This is a genomic window from Camelimonas abortus, from assembly GCF_042432745.1.
Classification (GTDB): Bacteria; Pseudomonadota; Alphaproteobacteria; order Rhizobiales; family Beijerinckiaceae; genus Camelimonas; species Camelimonas abortus.
The window spans coordinates 184,128-206,871 of the sequence record NZ_JBHLWR010000004.1; the positions used below are offsets into that span (position 1 = coordinate 184,128).

Annotated in this window: 15 protein-coding genes; 7 read left to right on the forward strand and 8 right to left on the reverse strand. The window is 70.8% G+C overall.

Translation table 11 applies throughout. The features are described from left to right. Positions 1–6: 6 nt before the first annotated feature. The 4 genes from ACFFJB_RS01065 to ACFFJB_RS01080 are packed head-to-tail and all read right to left on the reverse strand — an operon-like array spanning position 7 to position 7,399. Positions 7–2,397: a phosphoketolase family protein gene (locus ACFFJB_RS01065; protein ID WP_376828825.1), complete on the reverse strand. Its 2,391-nt coding sequence runs from the start codon at positions 2,395–2,397 to the stop codon at positions 7–9. Positions 2,398–2,440: 43 nt separating this feature from the next. After that, a complete protein-coding gene (locus ACFFJB_RS01070; protein WP_376828827.1) occupies positions 2,441–3,553 on the reverse strand; it encodes an ABC transporter permease in 1,113 nt (370 codons plus the stop codon). Between the two features lies 1 nt (position 3,554). Then, on the reverse strand, positions 3,555–6,329 hold the full coding sequence (rbbA, locus tag ACFFJB_RS01075; protein ID WP_376828829.1) for a ribosome-associated ATPase/putative transporter RbbA: 2,775 nt from the start codon (positions 6,327–6,329) through the stop codon (positions 3,555–3,557). 2 nt (positions 6,330–6,331) lie between these two features. Next, complete coding sequence (locus tag ACFFJB_RS01080; RefSeq protein ID WP_376828831.1) at positions 6,332–7,399, reverse strand: HlyD family secretion protein; 1,068 nt, start codon at positions 7,397–7,399, stop codon at positions 6,332–6,334. 449 nt (positions 7,400–7,848) lie between these two features. Here ACFFJB_RS01080 and ACFFJB_RS01085 point away from each other — a divergent pair, with 449 nt between their 5' ends. Next, positions 7,849–9,036: an acetate/propionate family kinase gene (locus ACFFJB_RS01085; RefSeq protein ID WP_376828833.1), complete on the forward strand. Its 1,188-nt coding sequence runs from the start codon at positions 7,849–7,851 to the stop codon at positions 9,034–9,036. Positions 9,037–9,070: 34 nt separating this feature from the next. Here ACFFJB_RS01085 and ACFFJB_RS01090 read toward each other — a convergent pair whose 3' ends face one another. Further along, positions 9,071–9,877, reverse strand: coding sequence for a type IV toxin-antitoxin system AbiEi family antitoxin domain-containing protein (locus ACFFJB_RS01090; protein ID WP_376828835.1), 807 nt, complete (start codon positions 9,875–9,877; stop codon positions 9,071–9,073). A 119-nt stretch (positions 9,878–9,996) separates the two neighbouring features. Here ACFFJB_RS01090 and ACFFJB_RS01095 point away from each other — a divergent pair, with 119 nt between their 5' ends. Both ACFFJB_RS01095 and ACFFJB_RS01100 read left to right on the forward strand, forming a co-directional pair. Beyond that, a complete protein-coding gene (locus ACFFJB_RS01095; protein ID WP_376828837.1) occupies positions 9,997–11,646 on the forward strand; it encodes an acyl-CoA dehydrogenase family protein in 1,650 nt (549 codons plus the stop codon). Positions 11,647–11,752: 106 nt separating this feature from the next. Then, on the forward strand, positions 11,753–13,426 hold the full coding sequence (locus tag ACFFJB_RS01100; RefSeq protein WP_376828839.1) for a Na/Pi cotransporter family protein: 1,674 nt from the start codon (positions 11,753–11,755) through the stop codon (positions 13,424–13,426). Between the two features lie 467 nt (positions 13,427–13,893). Here the strand turns inward: ACFFJB_RS01100 and purU are convergent, their stop codons facing one another. Further along, on the reverse strand, positions 13,894–14,760 hold the full coding sequence (gene purU, locus ACFFJB_RS01105) for a formyltetrahydrofolate deformylase (protein WP_376828841.1): 867 nt from the start codon (positions 14,758–14,760) through the stop codon (positions 13,894–13,896). A gap of 382 nt (positions 14,761–15,142) precedes the next feature. Here purU and ACFFJB_RS01110 point away from each other — a divergent pair, with 382 nt between their 5' ends. Then, positions 15,143–15,418 carry a hypothetical protein gene (locus ACFFJB_RS01110; RefSeq protein WP_376828843.1) on the forward strand — a complete coding sequence of 92 codons (276 nt, stop codon included), beginning with the start codon at positions 15,143–15,145 and terminating at the stop codon, positions 15,416–15,418. A 75-nt stretch (positions 15,419–15,493) separates the two neighbouring features. Here the strand turns inward: ACFFJB_RS01110 and ACFFJB_RS01115 are convergent, their stop codons facing one another. Then, positions 15,494–16,279 (reverse strand): SDR family NAD(P)-dependent oxidoreductase, encoded by a 786-nt coding sequence (locus tag ACFFJB_RS01115; protein ID WP_376828845.1) that lies wholly within the window; start codon positions 16,277–16,279, stop codon positions 15,494–15,496. Positions 16,280–16,572: 293 nt separating this feature from the next. On the opposite strand from ACFFJB_RS01115, the gene ACFFJB_RS01120 reads away from it, so the two are divergent. Continuing rightward, entirely contained in the window at positions 16,573–18,180 is a 1,608-nt protein-coding gene (locus tag ACFFJB_RS01120) for a long-chain fatty acid--CoA ligase (protein WP_376828847.1), read from the forward strand. An 84-nt stretch (positions 18,181–18,264) separates the two neighbouring features. On the opposite strand, the gene ACFFJB_RS01125 is transcribed toward ACFFJB_RS01120, so the two are convergent. Then, the gene (locus tag ACFFJB_RS01125) at positions 18,265–19,482 is read right to left on the reverse strand and encodes an aminotransferase-like domain-containing protein (protein ID WP_376828849.1); all 1,218 of its coding nucleotides are present in this window, start codon (positions 19,480–19,482) and stop codon (positions 18,265–18,267) included. Positions 19,483–19,784: 302 nt separating this feature from the next. Between ACFFJB_RS01125 and ACFFJB_RS01130 the strand changes: the two genes are divergently transcribed. Next, on the forward strand, positions 19,785–22,091 hold the full coding sequence (locus tag ACFFJB_RS01130; protein ID WP_376828851.1) for a TonB-dependent receptor: 2,307 nt from the start codon (positions 19,785–19,787) through the stop codon (positions 22,089–22,091). Between the two features lie 180 nt (positions 22,092–22,271). Beyond that, complete coding sequence (locus ACFFJB_RS01135) at positions 22,272–22,715, forward strand: acyl-CoA thioesterase (RefSeq protein WP_376828853.1); 444 nt, start codon at positions 22,272–22,274, stop codon at positions 22,713–22,715. Positions 22,716–22,744 lie beyond the last annotated feature (29 nt).

Here is a 22,744-nt window from a genome sequence, read left to right on the forward strand (position 1 = left end):
CGCCCGTCAGCGGCGGGCCGGGCTCCAGCGCCACTCGCGGATCTCCGGCATGTCCTCGCCATGCTCGCGCACGTAGGCGTGATGGGCGGCGAGCTTCGCCTCAAACGCCGCGATCGCCTTCGCGCCCGCGTCGCCGCGCAGCGGCAGCCGCCGGATGGCGTTGATGGCGAGATGGTAGCGGTCGATGCGGTTCATCACCGCCATGTCGAACGGCGTGGTCGTCGTGCCTTCCTCAATGAAGCCGTGCACGTGGAAGTTGTCGTGATTGGCCCGCCGGTACACCAGCCGGTGAATGAGGGTCGGATAGCCGTGGAAGGCGAAAATCACCGGCCGGTCGCGGGTGAACAGGGCGTCGAAGGTCCCGTGCGGCGCGCCGTGCGGATGCTGCTCCGGCGACTGCAGCGCCATCAGGTCCACCACATTGACCACGCGGATGCGCAGCTGCGGCAGCGCCTCGCGCAGCAGCGTCACCGCCGCCAGCGTCTCCATGGTCGGCACGTCGCCGGCGCAGGCCATCACCAGGTCCGGCTCCAGCCCGTCCTCCGTGCCGGCCCAGTCCCACGCCCCCATGCCGGCCTCGCAGTGGGCGATGGCCGCGTCCATGTCCAGCCACTGGGGCTCCGGCTGCTTGCCGGCGACGATCACGTTCACCCGGTTCACGGTGTGCAGGCAGTGACGGGCCACCCACAGCAGGGTGTTGGCGTCCGGCGGGAAGTAGATGCGCACGATGTCGGCGCCCTTGTTGGCCGCCAGATCGACGAAGCCCGGATCCTGGTGCGAGAAGCCGTTGTGATCCTGCCGCCAGACATGGGAGGTGAGCAGGTAGTTGAGCGAGGACACCGGCCTGCGCCACGGCAGCCCGCGCGACGTCTTCAGCCACTTGGCGTGCTGGTTGAACATCGAGTCGACGATGTGGATGAACGCCTCATAGCAGGAGAAGAAGCCGTGGCGGCCGGTGAGCAGGTAGCCCTCCAGCCAGCCCTGGCACAGGTGCTCGCTCAGCACCTCCATCACCCGGCCGTCGGCGGCGAGATGGTCGTCGCCGGGCAGGGTCCGCGCCATCCAGACCCGGTCCGTCGCCTCAAACACGGCCGAAAGGCGGTTTGAGGCGGTCTCGTCCGGACCGAAAACGCGGAAGCTGGCGGCGTCGGCGTTCATCCGCACCACGTCGCGCAGCCATGTTCCGAGCACGCGGGTGGCTTCGGCGTCGCCAGCTCCCGGCGCCGCCACGGCGACGGCGTATGCGCGGATGTCCGGCGTCTTCAGCTCCTGGCGCAGGAGGCCGCCGTTGGCGTGGGGATTGGCGCCCATGCGCCGCGCGCCCTGCGGCGCCAGCGCCCGCAGCTCCGGTTTCGGCGCGCCGCTGGCGTCGAACAGGTCGTCGGGGTCATAGCTGCGCAGCCACGCCTCCAGGATCTGGCGGTGGGCGGGGTCGGCGCGGCAGTTGGCCACCGGCACCTGGTGCGAGCGCCAGGTGTTCTCCACCGGCAGGCCGTCCACCTCCCTGGGGCCGGTCCAGCCCTTGGGGCTGCGCAGGATGATCATCGGCCAGCGCGGCCGCTCCGGCGAGGTCAGCGCCGCCGCCGCCTTGATGGCGGCGATCCGGTCGAAACACAGGTCCAGCGCCGCGGCCATCTGCTGGTGCATGTCCGCCGGCACGTCGCCCTCCACGAACACCGGCTCGTAGCCATAGCCGCGGAACAGGCTGTCCAGCTCGCCGTCGGTCAGGCGCGCCAGCACCGTGGGATTGGCGATCTTGTAGCCGTTGAGATGCAGGACCGGCAGCACCGCCCCGTCGCGGACCGGATTGAGGAACTTGTTGGAGTGCCAGGCGGCGGCCAGCGGCCCGGTCTCGGCCTCGCCGTCGCCCACCACGCAGGCGACCACCAGGTCCGGATTGTCGAAGGCGGCGCCAAAGGCGTGCGCCAGGGCGTAGCCCAGCTCGCCGCCTTCATGGATGGAGCCGGGCGTCTCCGGCGCCGCGTGGCTGGGCACGCCGCCGGGAAAAGAGAACTGGCGGAACAGCCGGCGCATGCCGGCCTCGTTGAGCGGAACCTCCGGATAGATTTCGGAATAGGTTCCCTCCAGCCAGGTGTTGGCCACCATGCCCGGACCGCCGTGGCCGGGACCGCAGATGTAGATGACGTTGGCGTCGCGGGCGCGGATCACGCGGTTGAGATGGACATAGATGAAGTTGAGCCCCGGCGTGGTGCCCCAGTGGCCGAGCAGCCGCGGCTTGATGTGCTCCGGCTTCAGCGGCTCGCGCAGCAGCGGGTTGTCCATCAGGTAAATCTGCCCGACGGAGAGATAGTTGGCCGCCCGCCAGTAGCGGTCGACCAGCGAAAGCTCGTCCGCCGTAAGGGGTTTTGCGCTGACGCGAAGCGGTTCGCTGCTCATGACGGACTCCGTTGCTCGTGCGGTTCAGGGACGCGCCGCCCGTTCATTTCAGGAAGCGGCGAAACTGCCGCAGCGCCAGCCAGAACAGGGCGAGGCCGACGCCCAGCAGCGCCAGCGCCTGCGGCCAGATGACCGAAAGCCCGGCCCCCCGGAACAGGATGGCCTGGGACATGATGATAAAGTGCGTGTTCGGCGCCGCCAGCATGATCGTCTGCACGATCTCCGGCATGCTCTCGCGCGGGGTCATGCCGCCGGAGAGCACCTGCAGCGGGATCAGGACGAGAATGAGCAGCATGCCGAACTGCGGCATGGAGCCGGCGATGGTGGCGAGGAATATGCCAAGGCTGGTGGTTGCGAACAGCATCAGCGCCACGCAGGCCATGAACAGCGCCAGCGACCCCTGGGTCGGCACGCCCAGCGCCCCGCGCACCACCGCCAGCAGGGCGAACAGCGTCGCCAGCCACACCACCAGCCCCATCGACCAGATCTTGCTGATCATGATCTCCACCGGCCGCACAGGCATCACCAGCAGGTGCTCGATGGTGCCGTGCTCGCGCTCCCGGATCAGCGCCGCGCCGGTGAGGATGATCGACAGCATGGTCACCGAGGAGATCATGTTGGTGATGGAGCCGAACCACGCCTTGTCCAGCGCCGGGTTGAAGCGGGCGCGCAGGGTGAGCTCCACCGGCGGCGGCGCCGTCCCGCCGGCGCGGCTGAGAAAGGCGCTGATCTCCCTGTTCAGGATCGACTGGATGTAGCCCGCCCCGGCGAACGCCTGGGAGATGCGCGTGGCGTCGACGTTGAGCTGGATGGTGGGCGCGCGCCCGGCCAGCAGGTCGCGCTGGAAATTGGGCGGGACGCCGATGGCGAAGGTGTCGAGGCCGGCGTCCATGCGCGCGTCCATCTCGCGGGCGGAGATGTGTCGCGGCGGCAGGAAATAGGGTGGGTAGAAGGCGCCGCCGATGCGCGCCGACACCGGCGAGACGTCCTCGTCGACGATGGCGATGGGCGCCTTGTTCAGCGTCTCCGGCAGCGCGCGCGAGGCCGTGTAGATCGACGCCGAGAACGCCCAGACGATCAGCAGCAGCAGCATGGGGTCGCGCAGCAGGCCGCGCAGCTCCTTGACGCCGAGACTTGCGATGTTGGCGACGTTCATCTCAGCTCTCCTGCTTGCGCAGCAGCAGCACGCCGGCGGCCAGCAGCGCTGGCGCCATCGCCGCCATCGGCAGGATCAGCGGCGCCAGCTCGCTGAAGCCGAGCGCCTTGGAGAAGGCGCCGCGGGCGATGGTGACGAAGTACGTGGACGGGTATATCTCGCCGATCACCCGCCCCGCCCCCTGCAGGGACGACACCGGATCGATGATGCCCGAGAACTGCACCGCCGGGACCAGCGTCAGCAGCGCCGTGGCGAAGATGGCGGCGATCTGGCTGCGGATGAAGCTGGAGATCACCAGGCCCAGCGCCGTCGTCACCGTCACATAGACCAGCGCCGCCAGGGCGAAGGCCGGGAAGCTGCCGGTGAACGGCGTCCGGAACACGAACACCGCGAAGGCCGTGAGCATCAGGAAGTTGAGGAAGGCGAGAGCGACGTATGGCAACTGCTTGCCGACGAGGAACTCCAGCCGGCTCACCGGCGTCACGTAGAAATTGATGATCGAGCCCAGCTCCTTCTCGCGCACCACCGACAGCGCCGCCAGCATGGCCGGGATCATCAGCAACAGCAGCGGGATCACCGCCGGGGCCATGGCGGTGAGGCTCTCCACCGCCGGATTGTAACGGTAGCGGATGGCGACGTCGAAGGCGCCCTTCGTGGCGGCGTCGCCCGCCAGCTCGCGGGTTTTCTGCTGCAGCCAGCCGGCGTGCACGCCCTGCACGTAGCCCTGCGCCGTCTCCGCCCGGGTGGGCATGGCGCCGTCGATCCAGGCGCCGATCTCAACCGGCCGGCCGCGCGCCAGGTCGCGGGCGAAGCCGGGCGGGATCTCGATGGCCAGCGAGATCTCGCCGGCGCGCATGCGCCGGTCCATGTCGGCGTGGCTGGTCAGGGGCGGACGCTCGTCAAAATAGCGTGAGCCGGCGATCTGCTGCGCATATTCGCGGCTGAGGGTGGTGTCGTCCTGGTCCAGCACCGCGAAGGTCAGGTTCTCGACGTCGAGATTGATGCCGTAGCCGATGACGAACATCAGCAGCACACTGCCTATGATGGCGAGGGTGGCGCGGATGGGGTCGCGGCGCAGCTCCAGCGCCTCGCGCGCCGTATAGGCCAGCATGCGCCGCAGGTTGAACAGCCGCCGGCGCGGCGACGGCGCCGCCGTTTCTGGCGGCTGGGCCTTCCCGGCGCCGGTTTTCTCCGGCGCGGGCGCGCCCTGGCCGTCGCCGCCGGTCCGGATGGCCTCCTCAAGGCAGGCGACGAAGGCGTCCTCCAGGGTGGCGCCGTTCCAGCGCCGGGTGATGGCCGCGGGCGTGTCCGTCACCAGCACCTTGCCGGCGTGCATCAGTGAAATGCGGTCGCACAGCCCGGCCTCGTTCATGAAATGGGTGGAGACGAAAATGGTGACGTTGTCCCTGCGCGACAGGTCCGACAGCAGCTGCCAGAACACGTCGCGCGCCACCGGATCGACGCCTGACGTCGGCTCGTCGAGAATGAGGATTTCCGGCCGGTGGATCACCGCCACCGCCAGCGACAGGCGCTGGCGGACGCCCAGCGGCAGGGCGTCCGGCAGGGCGTCCATCACCCCGGTGAGGTTGAAGCGGCGGGATAGCTCGTCGATGCGCCCGTCGATCTCCGCCGCCGGCATGGCGAACAGACGGGCGTGCAGCTGGAGGTTCTGCCGCACCGTCAGCTCGGCGTAGAGCGAAAACGACTGGCTCATGTAGCCGACGCGCCGGCGCACCCCGATGTCATCGGGGGCCACCTCGGCGCCGAACAGGCGGGCCACGCCCTCGCTGGCCGGCAGCAGGCCGGTGAGCACCTTCATGGTGGTGGACTTGCCGCAGCCGTTGGAGCCGAGGAAGCCGAAAATCTCGCCGCGCGGGATGCGGAAGCTGACGTTGTCGACGGCGGTGAAACTGCCGAAACGCACCGAGACGTTCTCGGCCTCGATGGCGATCTCCTCCGCGCCGGCGCCAGGCTGGCGCGGCGGGATGACCACCGTCTGGTGGCCCTGGCGCTTCTCCGGCGGCAGCAGGGCGATGAAGGCGGCGTCGAGGGAGGGGGCGCCGGCGCGCGCCAGCAGCTCCTGCGGCGTTCCGGCGGCCAGCACGGTTCCGTCGTTCATGGCCACCAGCCAGTCGAAGCGCTCCGCCTCCTCCATATAGGCGGTGGAGACGATGACGCTCATGCTCGGGCGCTCGGCGCGGATGTCGTCGATCAGCTCCCAGAACTGGCGGCGCGACAGCGGATCGACGCCGGTGGTCGGCTCGTCGAGGATCAGCAGCGCCGGGTCATGGATCAGCGAACAGCACAGCGACGTCTTCTGCTTCATGCCGCCGGAGAGCTTTCCCGCCGGCCGGCCGGCGAAGCGGCTCATGCCGGTGCGGGCCAGCAGCCGGGCGATGCGCCGCTCGCGCTCGGCCCGGTCGTGGCCGAACAGCCGGCCGAAGAAGTCGATGTTCTCGAACACCGACAGGGTGGGATAGAGATTCCTGCCCAGCCCCTGGGGCATGAAGGCGATGTCCGGGCAGACCCGTTCGCGATGCGCTTTCTGCGCCATGTCGCCGCCCAGCGTCTCGATGGTTCCGGCCTGGATGGCGCGGGCGCCGGCGATGAGCGACAGCAGGCTCGACTTGCCGACGCCGTCAGGACCGATGACGCCGGCCATGCAGCCGGCGGGAATGTCGAGGTCAATCCCCTTCAGGGCGCGCACCGCGCCGTAGCTGAGACTGACCCCCCTGAGGCGCGCCACGGGCGCCCCCGCTGCGGGCGTCGCCGTCATGGTCAGTTCACCGTATGCGCCAGATGCCCAGGCCAGCTGGCTCCGGGGTCAATGCGCACATAGGCCACGCCGGGCACGCCGGTTTTCACGTGGCGAACGTATTTCTGCAGCAGCTCCGGCGAGATGCGCGCCTTGACGCGGAACATCAGCTTCTCGCGCTCGTCGGCGGTCTCCACGGTCTTGGGCGTGAACTGGGCCACGTCCGAAACGAAGCTCACCTTCGCCGGGATCACATAATCGGGCGCGGCGTCGAGCACGATGCGCGCGTCGGCGCCCACGGCCAGCTTTCCGGCCTTGGCGGTGGGCAGGAAGAAGGTCATGTAAACGTCGCCCACGTCCACCAGGTTGAGCACGCGGCCGCCGGCGGCCACCACCTCGCCTGGCTGGGCGACGCGGTACTGGATGCGGCCGGCGCGTGGCGAACGCAGGGTGCTGTCGTTGATTTCGGTGGTGATGACGGCGATGGCCGCCTTCGCCGCCTCCACCGCCGCCTCGGCGTCGACGATCTGCGCCTTCGCCGCGCCGATGCCGGCCTCCACCGCGGCGAGCTGGGCCTTCGCCGCGCCCAGGGCCGCGCGGGCGCCGCGCTCGGCCGCCCGGTCGTCGTCCACGGTCTGCTGGCTGGTGGCGTTGGTGCGGATCAGACGCTCGGAGCGCTCCAGCTTGCGGGCGGCCACGTCGAGCTGGGCCTCGCGCTGGGCCACCACCGCCTGGGCCGCCTCGCGCTCGGCCTCGCGCTGCTTCAGCACGTTGCGTGCGGTCTCCACGGCGATGACGGCGCGCTGCAGCCCGGCCTCGGCCTGCCTGCGCCGCGCCTCCAGCTCGTCGGTGTCCATACGCGCCAGCACCTGGCCGGCTTCGACGAAATCGCCCTCATCGACGAGGATCTCGCGAATGCGTCCCGGCGACCTGGCGGAGATGTCGATCTCCACCGCCTCAATGCGCCCGTTGCCGCTGGCGAAGCCATCCGGCAGGCCGTCAGCGTTGAGGCGCCTGTACAGCGCGACGCCGCCCACGATGACGAGCGCCGCCAGCGCCGCCACAATCCAGCGTCCTGATGACTGAGACATAAATCTTCCCCGGACCGGCAGGAGCCGGCGCCGCGCCGCCCTGGCCGGGCCGTCTCCCGGGCGCCCTTACGTCAGGCGCCAAATGTTGCCCCAAACGCGATCCTGCAGCGCAAGCCCCGGCCTGTCCATGGTCCCGCGCGCCGGCGCGCGCGAACCGCGCCCTGAGACCGTGTTGACCCCCGCGTCCGGCGCGGAACGTTGCGCCGCCCCCCAAAGTGATCACGACACGACGCCATCAGGCCTGATCTGGATCATATTCGCCATGACAGTCCACATAAACTTTCCGGGAAATGCGCGCAGGCGCCCCGCCGCGCCGGCCCGCGACGCGGGCATGGCCATTTCGCGCGGCGCAAGGCGCGGTTGCGCCGGCCCGCCGGGCCGGTGATTGTGTGTGCGTCGCCGCAGGCTGCGGAACGGCCGGCGGAACGCAGGACCAGGGGAGGGCGGACATGGAGCCGGAACGTCTGCTTGTGACCTTCAACGCCGGGTCGTCTACGGTGAAGATCGGCCTGTTCGCGCGCGAGGGAGGAACGGCGCGGCGCATCGGCAAGGGCATGATCGACTTCCGCGACCGGCCGCTGCGCCTTGAGCTGACGGAAGGGCCGGACCATTTCGACATCGCTCTGGCGGCGGAGCCGGGCGAGGCGCTGGACGACGTGCTGGCCGAGGCTTTCGGCCGCCTTTCCTGGCATTTCGACCTTGAGGCCGTCGCCGCCGTCGGCCACCGGGTGGTGCATGGCGGCGACCTGTTCGACGGGCCGGCGGTCATCAATGATGACACCCTGGGGAAGATGCGCGCCCTTGCGGCGCTGGCGCCGCTGCACCAGCCCCAGGCGCTGCGGCTGGTGGAGGCCATCGCCCGCATGCGGCCGCAGCTGCCGCAGACCGCATCCTTCGACACCGCCTTCCACCGCTCCAATGCGGATCTGGTCCGGCGCTTCGCCCTGCCGCGGGCGCTGCATGACGCGGGCGTCAAGCGTTACGGCTTCCATGGCCTGTCCTGCGCCTCCATCGCCTCGGAGCTGGCGCGGCGGGCGCCGCGGCTGGCGGCCGGACGGGTGATCGTGGCGCACATGGGCTCGGGCGTGAGCCTGTGCGGCATGGAGGGCGGGCTGAGCCGCGACGTCAGCATGGGTTTCTCCACGCTGGACGGCGCGCCCATGGCCACCCGCTGCGGCGCGCTCGACCCGGGCGTTCTGCTGCACCTGCTCCAGCAGAAAGGCATGTCCGCGGACACGCTGGCGGACCTGCTCTACCACCGCTCCGGCCTGCTCGGCGTCTCCGGCCTCAGCGGCGACACGCGCGAGCTGCTGCGCAGCGACCGGCCGGAAGCGCGCGAGGCGCTGGAGCTGTACGCGCTGCGCATCGCCGGGGAGGCGGCGCGCATCGCCGCCACCCTCGGCGGGCTGGACGGCTTCGTGTTCACCGCCGGCGTCGGCGAGCACCAGCCCCAGGTGCGCGCCATGATCGCCGCCCGGCTGGAATGGCTGGGGCTGAAGCTGGACGCCGCCGCCAACGCCGCCAACGCGCCGGTGATCAGCTCCCCCGGCAGCGCCGTGACCGCCATGGTCATTCCCACGGACGAGGAGCAGGTCATCGCCGACGACATCATGGGGGCGCTGGGCTGGCGCGGCTGAGCGCCGGACGGCCGCCGGCGGGCGGACGCCCCGTTCAGGCCAGCTCCGCCAGAAAGCGTCGCCAGATCGCCTTGCCGCAGGCGTCATAGGCGGCCATTTCCCGGGCCAGGGCGTCAGGCGTCGCAGGGCCCGCCAGCTCCAGCGGCAGCAGCGGATCGCGCAGGATCTCGCGGATGGCCCGGCGCCCGGTCAGCAGCGTCTCCACCGCCGCCGGCGCGCCTTCCCCCAGCTGCGCCCGCGAGCGGCGCAGGGCCGCGGTCATGGCCGCATGGCCCGCCGCCAGCGCCTGCACGTCCCACAGCGTCGCGAAGCGCGCCGCATGGGCCGGCGCCACGTGATCCATCCGGAACACCGCCATGGACGGCGCCGCGCCGAACGCCGCCAGCTCCGCCGCCACGGCCGGCGCGCCGCCGTCCAGGTTGTCCGGCCGCAGCCACAGGCCGGTCTCGTCCTGGCGGAAGCCCAGAAACTCCAGCGCCCACTGCGTGCGCCGCCAGCGCGTGCGCGCCACCCGCGTCGGGCGGATCGCAGCCCCGATCCAGCCGCCGTCCCAGGCCACGCGGCGCTCCACATGGCGGCGCCACACCGCGGCGCGGGCGCGGATCGGGTCGCCCTGCGCGCCGGCGGCGTAAACGCCGCGCGCCACCGCCCGCAGCCGCCCCTCGGCGCGCAGACGGGCGAGGGCGGTGCGCATCGCCTCCCTGCTCAGGCCGAAGGCGGCGCCCACCGCGTTAAGCTGCCGCGAGGTCAGCGTGTCATGCTCGCCCGTGGTGAACAGGTCCAGCAACAGCACGCGCGCGGAGATGGCCGCCTTGTTGCCATAATTGACAATATCGGACAATTCCAGCAACTTTCCCATGTTCCGGTCGCGGCGCCGCCGCGACCAAGCAATGACGCCGGCGGACGCGGGCGGCGCCTGCGGCGCCGCGACCACGCTGGCGCAGGTTCAGGGAGGATTACATGCCCGCCTTCGCTCCCCGCAACGTGCTGGCCACCCATGAGGTGACGAACCAGCCCGGCGAATTCGTCGACGTCAATCTCTACGCCATCGACACGCCGCTGCGCGAGGCCGTGGCGCGCGAGGCGGGCGACTGGCTGCACGAACCGCTGATGCGGCTCGGCGCCGACGCCGGTTCCGAGCGGGTGCTGGAGCTGGGCGCCCAGGCCAACCGCTATCCGCCGGAGCTGGTCCAGTTCGACCGGTTCGGCCGCCGCATCGACGAGGCGCGCTTTCATCCCGCCTATCACGAGCTGATGGCGCTGGCCATGGATCACGGCGTGCACGACCTGGCGTGGCGGGCGGACGGGCGCGGCCGGCACGTGGCCCACGCCGCCATGCTGGCGCTGTTCACCCAGGCGGAGGCCGGGGTGATGTGCCCCATGAACATGACCTACGCCGTGGTGCCGGCGCTGCGCCGCGACGAGGCGCTGACCCGGCCCTGGCTCGAGCGCATCATCGGCGGAACCTATGACCCGAAGCTGCGTCCGGTCCGCGACAAGCGCGGCGTCACCATGGGCATGGCCATGACCGAAAAGCAGGGCGGCTCGGACGTGCGCGCCAACGCCACCCGCGCCTTTCCGCTGGACGGCGGGCGCCGCTCCTTCCGCCTCGTCGGCCACAAGTGGTTCTGCTCGGCGCCGATGTGCGACGGCTTCCTCACCCTCGCCTATACGGACCGTGGCCTCTCCTGTTTCCTGGTTCCGCGCATCACCGAGAACGGCGAGCGCAACGCCATCCATGTGATGCGGCTGAAAGACAAGCTGGGCAACAGGTCCAACGCCTCCAGCGAGATCGAGTATCACGACGCCTTCGCCTGGCTGCTCGGCGAGGAGGGGCGCGGCGTCAACGTCATCATCGACATGGTGCACCACACCCGCCTCGGCACCATCGCCGGCACCACCGGCATGATGCACATGGCGCTGGCCCATGCCCTGCACCACACCCGCAACCGCCGCGCCTTCCAGAAAAACCTGGCCGACCAGCCGGTGATGGCCACGGTGCTGGCCGATCTCGCCCTGGAGTATGAGGCGGCCGTGGCGCTGACCATGCGCGTGGCCCGCGCCTTTGACGCAACGGAAGGGGAGGAGAGGGCCTTCGCGCGCCTCGCCGTGGCGGTGGCCAAATACTGGCTGACCAAGCGGAACTCCAATTTCGTCTATGAGTGCATGGAGTGTCACGGCGGCGCCGGCTATGTGGAGGAGAGCATCATGCCGCGCCTGTTCCGCGAGGCGCCGCTCAACGCCATCTGGGAGGGCTCGGGCAACGTCATCGCCCTGGACATCATGCGCACACTGGCGCGCGAACCGCTCGCGCTGGACGCCTTCGCCAGCGAGCTGGCCCGGGCGCGCGGCGCCGACGGCGCCTTCGACGCCGCCGCCGACGCCCTGCTGGCCGACCTGCGCGCCGGCTATCCGGAGCGCGACGCCCGCATCATGGCCGAGCGCATGGCGCTGCTGCTGCAGGCGGCGCTGCTGATGACCGGCGCTCCGAACGCCGTGGCGGACGCCTTCGTCGTAACGCGCGTGCGCGACCAGGCCGGGCGCACTTTCGGCACGTTGCCGAAGGGCGTGGACGAGAAGGCCATTCTCGCCCGCCACCCCACGGCGTGACGGCGGCGGGCCGCCGTTCCGGCGATGCGTCCGTGGTCGCGTCCCCCTGCGGGGACGGGGGCGATGCAGGCAAGGCGCCGCTCCGGCGGCGTGTCGCAGGGGGAACATGACTGACGCACTGGGCGCGCTGGCGCCGCTGCTGGGCGGCGTGGGGCTGTTTCTGCTTGGCATGGGGCAGATGACGGACGGGCTGCGGTTCGCGGGCGGCGAAACGCTGCGCGTGATCCTCGAGCGCTGGACGCGCTCCGCGCCGCGTGCTTTCGCCGCCGGCTTCCTGGTCACCGGCGTCGTGCAGTCGTCGACCGCCACCACGGTGGCCACGGTCGGCATCGTCAACGCCGGCCTGCTCACCCTGCGCCAGGCGGTGTGGGTGGTGGCCGGCGCCAATCTCGGCACGACGCTGACCGGCTGGATCGTGGCGCTGGTCGGCCTGCGCGTCAGCGTCACGGCGGCCGCGCTGCCCGTGGTGGGCGTGGGCGCGCTGGCGCAGCTGCTGGCGCGGGAACGTTATCCGCGCCTCGCCGGCCTCGCCCGGGCGCTCGCCGGCTTCGGCCTGTTTTTCATGGGGCTGGACGTGTTGCAGGAGGCGTTCCGCGACGCGGCGCCAGGCGCGGCGACCTTCGGCCCCGTCGACGCCTCATGGCCTGCGCTTGGCCTGCTGGCGCTGGGCGGGCTGGCGCTGACGCTGCTCACCCAGTCGTCGGCGGCGTCGATCGCCATCGTGCTGTCGGCGGCCTCAACGGGGAGCATTGGCCTCGTTCCGGCGGCGGCGGTGATCATCGGCGTCAACGTCGGCACCACCTCCACCGCGGCGATGGCGGCCATCGGCGCCACGCCGCCGGCGCGCCGGGTGGCCGCCTCCCACGTCATCTTCAACGTCGTGGCCGCCGTCGTCGCTTTCGTCTTTCTGGAACCGTACCTGTGGGTGAGCGGCCGCATCGCCAGCCTGATCGCCAGCCTGGCCGGCGAGGGCGATCCGGCGCCGCTCGCCCTCGCCGCGTTCCACACGCTGTTCAGCGCCGCCGGCGTGGCGCTGCTGGTGATTTATGGAAACTTTCTCGTCCGCTGGCTGGAGGGCCGCTTCCGCTCGGCGGGCGAGTCGGTCGGCTCCCCGCAATATCTCGACGACACGCTGCTGCCGGTGCCGGCGCTGGCGGCGCGCGGCCTGCTGCTGGAGGTGCGCCGCTATCTGGCGGAGGCGCTGGCGCACGCGCGCCGCGCCCTGTGCGAGGGGCGTTTTGACCGCGACGCAAGCCAGGGGTTGCGCCAGCTCGGCGGGCATATCCGCCAGTTCATCGGCGACCTGAGCGAAACCCCGATGCCGCAGGAGGTGAGCGCGGCGCTGCCGGACCTGATCCGCGCCACGCAGAACCTCGACGATTTCGTCGGCCTGGGCGCGCGCCTGCACGCCCGCGGCGCCCTGCCGGTGCGCCACGCCGGCCCCGGCTGGACGGCGCTGGGGGCGGCGGTGCTGGACTGCCTGTCCACGGACGTTGGGCCGGCGACGGACGCGGCCGGGCGCCTCGCAGTGGCGCGGCTGCGGCTGGACGACGCTTTCGACCGGCTGAAACAGACGCTGCTGGCCGAAGCGGCGGGCGGCCGCACGCCGATTTTCATGATGGAGGAGAAACTTTCTTCAGCCGAGGCCCTGCGCGACATGGGCTATCTCGCCCTGCGCGCCCGGCGCCGGGTGATGTCCTGCCACGCTGGCGACGGTGATGTCGGCGGGCAGGGGGAGGCGCATCCGGCGGAGCCGGCCCCTGCCGCCGCCGCCGGCTGAACGGACCGTCACTGTCGGCTCCGGCGCCCGCAGGCGGCCGGCGCCCCTTCGGCGAAGGTCACGGGAACTGTCGAATATGCCTACGATGGCAAGCTGATCGTCACGGGCGCGAACCTGTGCTGGTGTTCTGGCGGGTTTGAGCTCACCTGCCGGACCGGGGAGACTGTCCGCGTCGCATTCATTGTCTGCGCCGCCGACAGGCAGGCGATTGCCTGGCGGGCGGTAACCAGGGCGCCAGCGGCTTCGACATCCGTGACATCACGCTCGCCGCCATCAAGCGACGCTTTGCTGCGAGGGGGCCCGCGCGCCGGATGACCCGAGCTGGCGCCCGTTTGGGGCGACATGCGGCCGGGGACGGGTTTCTCACGCGCAAGGCGGAGCCTCCGTGGAAGGCGCGCAGGAGCATTGACGCCGGCGCGGGCAGGCGCGCGCCTCCCGGGCCGGGGCCCCGGCGCCGGACGCGCCTGTCAGTCGCGGAACACCACCGTCTTGCGGCCGTTGAGGAACACCCGGTCGTCCAGGTGCCAGGAGATCGCCCGCGCCAGCACCCGGCGCTCGATGTCGCGGCCCTTGCGGATCAGGTCCTCCGGGCGGTCCTGATGCGTGATGTGCTCCACGTCCTGGGCGATGATCGGCCCCTCGTCGAGATCGCGCGTCACGTAATGGGCCGTGGCGCCGATGATCTTCACGCCGCGGGCGTGCGCCTGGTGATAGGGCCGCGCGCCCTTGAAGCCGGGCAGGAACGAATGGTGGATGTTGATGCAGCGGCCCGCCAGCTCGTCCGCCAGCTCCGGCGACAGGATCTGCATGTACCGCGCCAGCACCACCAGCTCGGCCCCGGTGTCGGCGATGATCTGGCGGATGGCGTCCTCCTGCGCCGCCTTGGTCTCGGGCGTCACCGGCAGGTGGTGGAACGGGATCTCGCCGAAATCGGCGATGGCGTAGGTCTCGCGCGGGTGGTTGGAGATCACCCCGACCACATCCATGGGAATCTCGCCGATGCGCCAGCGGTACAGGAGGTCGGTGAGGCAGTGGTCGAATTTCGAGGCCAGCAGCAGCACCTTGCGGCGCACGCCGCGGTCGCGCACCGACCATTTCATGCCGAAGCGCGCCGCCGGCCCGGCGAAGGCGCTGCGCACTTCCTCGAGCCCGGCCTCGCCCACCACCACGTTGAAGGTCACGCGCATGAAAAAGACGCCGGTTTCGGTGTCGTCGAACTGGTTGGCGTCGAGAATGTTGCCGCCAAGCGCAAACAGCGTGTTGGCGACGGCCGCGACAATGCCCGGCTGGTTCGGGCAGGAGAGGGACAGGACGTACTGACGCGACGGCGACATGGACTCAACTCACGGCTGGGCGCATGTCCCGGCGCAAGGCGGCCCGGGGCCGCGCGCCGGAAAATGCGGAACATGACTGGCGCGACGGGCGGATCCCCACTGCGCAGGAGCGCGCGCCGGCCGGGGCCGGCGCCGGAACGTGACCGTGGTCCTAGCATCAACCGGCCGCCGCGCAAAACCGCGCGACGCCCGTGAGGCGCCGCCGCCAGGAGCCGGCGCGGTCACAAGCCGGCGCGGCGCCGGGGCGGCGCCGCGCCCGGTTGTAATCCCCCGCCCGCGCCCTCCATATAGGAGAATCATCCGGCGACGGCGCGGCCTTTTCTGGAGCGCCCGTCCGCCGCAGGCGGACAGCTGTCCGCCCGGAAACGTCACGGAGGCAGCCATGGGCATGCGAAAATTCACGCCGGCGATGCTGGTCGCCGCAGTTGCAGCCGGCCTGATGTCAGGCGGGGCCGCGTTCGCCGGTCCGGCCGGGGCAGGCTGGAGCGAGCCGCCCCCGCCGCGTTTCCGGCCTGATGACGTCCGCACTGGCCCGGTGCGCATGCCGGACGGCCGCATCTGCGAGCGCCTGTGCCCGCAGGACAACCTTCCGTGCGATCCCATCAACTTCAAGATCGCCGACGGCCGCTGCAACGGCCGCATGTGGTCGCCGCGCTGACCGGGCGGGCCGCGCCGGCGACGCCGCCCTGGAGGGAAAAGGCTCCCCCCGCGGGGCGCCTCTCCTGTTCCGGCCTCAGCGGCTGTGCTGGCCGTCGTCCACGCGGATGCACGTGCCGGTGACGCACTCGGAGGCCGGCGACACCAGATAGAGCAGGGTGCTGTCCAGCTGGGCCGGATCGCCGAGCCGCTTGCGCGGATAGTGCTGCGAGATGTCGCCGACGCGCTGCAGCATGCCCTCCAGCATCTCCGAGCGGAAGGCGCCGGGGGCGATGGCGTTGACGTTGATGTTGAACTTCGCCCACTCCACCGCCAGCGTCTCGGTGATGCGCACCACCGCAGCCTTGGACACCGAATACAGGGCGGCGCCGTTGCCGTTGTATTCATAGGCGGCGGCCGAGGCGATATTGACGATGCGGCCTGGCTTGCCGGCGGCGATCAGCCGGCGGGCGAACTCGCAGGAGAGGATGAACGGCGCCCGCACGTTGGTGTCGAGCACGTCGTCGATCAGCTGCACCGGCATCTTCACGGCGCGCTGGGCGTCCGGAATGCCCGCGTTGTTGACCAGGATGGTGACGAGGCCCAGGGCCTCCTCGGCCTTCTTCACCACCTCGAGCAGCTGGTCGGCGTCGCGCACGTCCAGCTGCAGCGGCAGCGCCTCGCCGCCGGCCGCGCGGATCTCCTCCGCCACCTTCTCCAGACGCTCGATGCGGCGGCCGGTGATGGCGACCCTGGCGCCGCAGGCGGCCAGCACCTTCGCAAACCGCAGGCCAAGACCCGAGGACGCGCCCGTCACCAGCGCGACCTGGCCGGCAAGGTCGTGGGACACATAGGGGAGCGGAAAGGCGGCGGGTTCGGACATTGGCGTTTCCCTGATGCTTCGGGTCGGCGGAGCCGACGGTTACGGTTGCGCCTTGCTAGCAAAACTCCTGCTCCGGAACCAGCCGCATGCCGCATGTTTCACCTGCGTCCGCGAGGCGGGGCAGGGCGGGGCGGAGGGCGTCGCGCGGCATGGGCGCCGCCGGCGTCAATCCACGCGCCCACGGCGTCTTTTTTCCAATTGCGCGGGCGAGGCGCCTTCCGCTAATGCCTCGGACAGCGAAAAATCCGGTCGCCCTGTCGGGCGAGGACAATAATCTGGGGAGGCAACGGACGATGAAATCCACGATGATGTCGACGCAGCTGTCGCTCAACACCATCTTTGAGCGACTCGACCGGCTGTTCGGCAAGCAGACCATCACCTCGCGCCTGCCGGACAAGTCGCTTCGCGTCCAGACTTACGCTGAAATCGCCGATCGCACCCGCGCCCTCGCACACGCGCTGCAGGGCCTCGGCGTGAAGCCCGGCGACCGCGTCGCCACGCTGTGCTGGAACCACAACGCCCATCTGGAGGCCTATTTCGGCATTCCCCTGGTCGGGGCGGTGATGCACACCCTCAACCTGCGCCTGTCCGGCGAGGAGATCGGCTGGATCGCCGGCCACGCCGGCTCGCGGGTGCTGATCGTCGACGACGTGCTGCTGCCGCTGTACCAGCAGGTGGCGAAGCACCACGCCTTCGACCACGTCATCGTCTTCCCCTTCGGCGGCGGCGAGGTTCCGGAGGGGCTGCACGATTACGAGAAGCTGATCGCGCCGCACCGGGGCAAGTCCTTCACCCCGGCGCCCCATGACGAGAACGACGCCATCGGCCTGTGCTACACCTCCGGCACCACCGGCCGGCCCAAGGGCGTGGCCTATTCCCACCGCTCCACGGTGCTGCATTCGCTGTCCATGAGCCTGCCGGACCACTGCGCCCTGAGCAGCCGCGACCGCGTGCTGGCGGTGACGCCGATGTTCCACGCCAACTGCTGGGGCATGCCCTACGCCGCGGTGCTCACCGGCGCCAGCCTGATCATGCCCGGTCCGCACCTGCACGGCGACGACCTGCTCGACCTGATCGTCGCCACCCAGCCGACGCTGTCGCTGGGCGTGCCCACCATCTGGCTGTCGCTGATCCAGTTCATGGAGGCCAATCCGGGCCGCTGGGAGCTGCCCAGGGGCATGCGCAGCCTTGTCGGCGGCTCGGCCGCGCCGGAGAGCCTCATCCGCGCCTTCGCCGAGCGCGGCGTCACCCTGCTGCAGGGCTGGGGCATGACCGAGACCTCGCCGCTCGGCACCGTCAGCTTCATCAAGCCGGAGCTGGCCGACGCCAGCGATGACGAGAAGTTCCGCCGCGCCGCCTGCGCCGGCATTCCGGCGCCGCTGGTGGAGATCCGCATCGTCAACGAGGAGGGCGAGGAGTGCCCGTGGGACGGCAAGACCCCGGGCGAGCTGCAGATCCGCGGCCCCTACATCACCGGCTCCTACTTCCGTCTCGACCATGACCCGGACAAGCACACCGCGGACGGCTGGCTGCGCACCGGCGACGTCGCCGTGTTCGACGAGCTGGGCTACATGCGCATCACCGACCGCACCAAGGACCTGATCAAGAGCGGCGGCGAGTGGATCAGCTCGGTGGACATGGAGAACGCGCTGATGTCGCACCCGGCGGTGGCCGAGGCGGCGGTGATCGCCATTCCGCACGAGAAGTGGAACGAGCGCCCGCTGGCCTGCGTGGTGTTCAAGCCCGGCCAGTCGGCGACGCCGGAAGAACTCAACAAGGTGCTGGAGGGCCACTTCGCCAGGTGGCAGCTGCCGGACCGCTATGAGGTGCTGGACGCCATTCCGCGCACCTCCACCGGCAAGTTCTTCAAGCTCAGGCTGCGCGAGATGTTCCCGGCCTGAGCCGGCGGCCGGCGCGCTCCTCCAGACGCAAACGGCGGCCCCCCCGGGCCGCCGTTTTTCATCGCCTGGCCGGATCCGCCGGCGTCAGGCGCCGGCGGCCCGCAGCAGGCGGCCGAGGCGCAGCATGCCCTCGGCGATCGTCGCCGGATCGGCGCAGGAGAAGCTGAGCCGCAGCGTGTTGGCGCCGGTTCCGTCGGCGTGGAACGCCTGCCCCGGCACGAAGGCCACCTTCTCGGTCTCCACGGCCCGGGCCAGCAGCTGCGCCCCGTCCATGCCCTCCGGCAGGTTGAGCCAGATGAACATGCCGCCTTCCGGGCGGCTCCAGGTCACGCTGTCCGGCATGTGGCGGGCGAGCGCCTCCAGCATGGCGTCGCGCCGGCCGCGGTAGACGCCCCGGATCTTCTCCACCTGCGCGTCAAAGATGCGCGACGCCACATGGGCGATGGCCATCTGGTTGATGGTGGAGGAATGCAGGTCCGCCGCCTGCTTGGTCAGCACCAGCTTGCGGATCACCGGCTCGGCGGCGACGATGTAGCCGACGCGCAGGCCCGGCGCCAGGGTCTTGGAGAAGCTGCCGCAATAGAGGGTGCGCGTGGCGTTGACGCCGCCCGAGCGCGCCACGTCGAGGGCGAGGACCGGTGGAATCGCCTCGCCGTCATAGCGCAGCGACTGGTAGGCGGCGTCCTCGATGATGGCGATGTCCAGCGCCTCCGCCAGGTCAAGCAGCGCGTGGCGGCCGGCGAGGTCGAGCGTCTCGCCGGTGGGGTTGGCGAAATCCGCCGAGAGATAGGCGAACTTCACCGCGCCGCCGGCCGCCGCCGCCGCCGCGCGGTAGGATTCGGGCGTCCGGTTGCCGCTGACGGTCAGCTGGTCATAGTTCGGCTCATAGGCGTTGAACGCCTGCAGCGCGCCCAGATAGGTGGGCCAGCGCACCAGCGCCGTGTCGCCTGGCGAGAGGAACAGCTTGCCGAGATAGTCCAGCCCCTGCTGCGAGCCGGAGACGATGAGAATGTTGTCGACGCCGCAGGGAACGCCGAGCTTGCCCATCTCTCCGACAAGCCATTCGCGCAGCGGCGCGTAGCCTTCGCTGACCGAATACTGCAGCCCCGCCGCGCCGCTCTCGCCGGCGAGGATGGCGGCGTAGGCTCCGGCGAACGCCTCCTGCGGGAACAGCGCCGGATCCGGAATGCCGCCCGCAAACGAGATGATGTCCGGTCGCTCAAGCAGTTTGAGCAGTTCGCGAATTTCAGACGCCTTCATCCGCGCGGCGCGGGTGGCGAACGCCTGTTCCCAGCTGAACATGGGGGTGGACCTCGGCTTGTTGGCGCCCGTCACCAAACACAGCCCCGCAGATGTGTCAATGATGCTGACTTAATTTGCGCGCAGGCCTGCCCGGCGCTCACGGCAGGCCGGCGCCCGCCCCATCGCCGTCCCCCGGCGCCACGGGCGCCGGCGTCACCTTGCGCGGTCCCGGACCGGGGCCGCGGCGCAATCTTTTCCACAGCCCGCCGCGTGACGCGGCAGGAGAATGTAACAATATTGCATAAGCCGGTTGACCCTCCCGGATGCACGAGATGTAATAACATTGCATTTCAGGGGTCGTCATGGTCGCGTTACATCTCCGCCGTCCGGCGCCGGCCGGTTCCGCCGCCGCATCCGCAGTCCGTTTCCGTCGCAGCCTTTCTTTCGTCAGCATCGCCGCGCTCGCCGCCGCCCTGGGCGCGGGCGCCGCCGCCGCCCGGCCGGGGCAGACGCTGGAGCTTGACGCCATCGAGGTCACCGCCGACACGCCGGTCGCCGGCCATGGCAAAAGCGACGGCGCGGCCGCGCCGGGCATGATGGTCGTGCCCGCGCGCTCTTTCGCGCCCGTCTCGGTGGTGACGCGCGCCGATCTGGAGAACCGTCTGCCGCAGAGCGTCGGCGAGGCGGTGGCGGATCTGCCAGGCGTCGCCGCCACCGGTTTCGCGCCCGGCGCCAGCCGGCCGGTGATCCGGGGGCTGGACAGCCACCGGGTGAGCATCCAGCAGGGCGGCGTCGACGCTTCCGGCGTGTCCGCGGTCGGCGAGGACCATGGCGCGCCGGCCAGCCCGCTGGCGGCGGAGCGCATCGACGTGATCCGCGGTCCGGCGACGCTGCGTTACGGCGGCCACGCCATCGGCGGCGTGGTCAGCCTCAGCGACCGGCGCATTCCCGAGAAAATTCCGGAAAAGGGGCGCGAAGGCCGGCTGCTCACCGGCGTCACCAGCGGCAACCGCGGTTTTGTCGCCGCCGGCGAGGTCACCGCCGGGGCCAGGGGCGTGGCGGTGCACGCCGATTTCTTCCGCCAGCGCTCCGGCGACTACGACACGCCCGACGGGCCCATGGCCAATTCGGCGCTGGAGGCCTGGGGGGCGGCCATTGGCGGCTCCTTCATCACCGACAGCGGCTTCGCCGGCCTGTCCTGGTCGCGTCTGCGCAGCCGCTACGGCATCCCTGGCGGCGAGGAGGCGGCGCTGCGCAGCCGCATCGACATGCAGGAGGACCGGCTGACCCTGCGGGGCGAGCACCGCCCGGGCGCGTCCTGGCTGGAGGCGGTCCGCTTCTGGGCCGGCGCCGCCAGTTACCGTCACCGCGAGCTGGGCCTGCCCCACGATCACGCCGGCGGGCCTGACCACGACCACGATCATGATCACGCCGGCCATGACCATGATCACCACGACCGCCTGGGCGACCATGTTCACGGTCACCATGACCATGCCGTCGCGCCGGCCGGCGAGACGGTGCATTCGGTGTTCTACAACCGCCGGCAGGAGGCGCGGGTGGAGGCGCAGTTCGCGCCCTTCGCTTCCGCCGCCGGAACATGGAGCGGCGCGCTGGGCGTGCACGGCTTTCGCCAGAAGCTGGACGCCGCCGGCGAGGGCGGCGGCCTGATCGCCCCGGCGGAAACCCGCGCTGTCGCCGCCTATGTGTTCGGGGAGCTGCAGATCAGCGAGCGCTGGCGGGCGCAGCTGGCCGGACGCGCCGGCGCGGTGGAGGTGCAGGGCTCGGCGCCGCGCTTCCCTGCAGGCTACCTGCCGGTCCCCGGTTTCACCGAACCGGCGCTGACGCCGCGCACCCGCAATTTCGCGCCGAAGAGCGTCAGCGCCGGACTCCAGTACGCCCTGCCGTGGCATGGCGTGGTCGCCACGCTCAACGCCCAGTATGTGGAGCGCGCTCCCGCCGCGCCGGAGCTGTTCTCGAAGGGGCCCCACCACGCCTCGGGAACCTTCGAGATCGGCGATCCCGGCCTCAAGGTCGAGCGCGCCCGCACCATCGAGTTCAGCCTGAAGAAGGCGGACGGGCCGGCGCGCTTTGAGGGCAGCGTTTACCATACCCGCTACGCCGGCTTCATCTACCGGCGCGACACCGGCGCCGGCTGCGGCCACAGCTTCGCCACCTGCGGCGTCGACGACGAATTCCGCCAGGTGGTCTACGACCAGCGCGGCGCGCGCTTCACCGGCGCCGAGTTCATGGGGCAGTTCGACCTCGCCAGCCTCGGCGCCGGCAAGTTCGGCGTCGAGGCGCGCTATGACGTCGTCCACGCCCGCTTCGACGACGGCTCCCCCGTGCCGCGCATGCCGCCGCAGCGGGTGAGCGGCGGCGTCTACTGGCGCAGCGACGACGTTTTCGCCCGCGTGCTGCTCACCCACGCCTTCGCCCGCAACAGCACCGCCCCCCATGAAACCCGCACCCCCGGCTACAACAACCTGCGGGCCGAGCTGAACTGGCGCGTGAAGCTGCCGGCCAGCGGCGCCGGCGTTGAGGAAGTGACGCTGGGGGTATTGGGCGATAACCTGCTTGACGCGCGCATCCGCAACAGCGTCTCCTTCCGCAAGGATGAAGTGCTGATGCCCGGCCGCAACGTGCGCGCCCATCTGACGGTGACGTTCTGACAGCAGGTTTGACGGCGTCCGCGGCGGCGTTTTCCGGGGGGACAGCGTCGCCGCCGCCCGGCCCCCCGCCGCTCCGGCGGCGGGGGGAAGGGGCTTTCGCCGCGCGCATGTGACAAGCGGCGCGGAGGCCGCTAAGAGGACGCCTCAACCCGCATTGTCAGAGCTTTTCGTGGACCATAGATGAAGCCACCTGTCTGGCGCCTCGAGCGTTCCGTTTACCCGCATTTCGTCCGCATCCAGACCCGCTACCGGGATGAGGACCGGCTCCATCACATCAACAACATCGCCATCGCCGAATATTACGACGAGGCGCGGTCGGTCTTCACGCGCGAGATGTTCGCGCAGGCCGGCGTCAGCGAGCGCACCCGCATCGTCACCGCCGACAGCCGCGTGACCTATCTTGCGGAAGTCTTCCACATGCAGCCGGTGGAGATCGCCACCGGCATCCTGCGCATCGGCGGCTCGTCCTATGAGATCGGCCAGGCGCTGTTCGTCGGCGATTCGTGCAAGGGCGTGTGCGCCACGGTGTTCGTCCACGCCGAGAAGACCGGCGCCACGCCCATGCCGGCGCAGCTGCGCGCGGCGCTGGAGACCATGCGCATCCGCGTTCCGCAGCCCGCCTGAGGCGCAGGCCCCGGGGCGGGCGCGGCCCG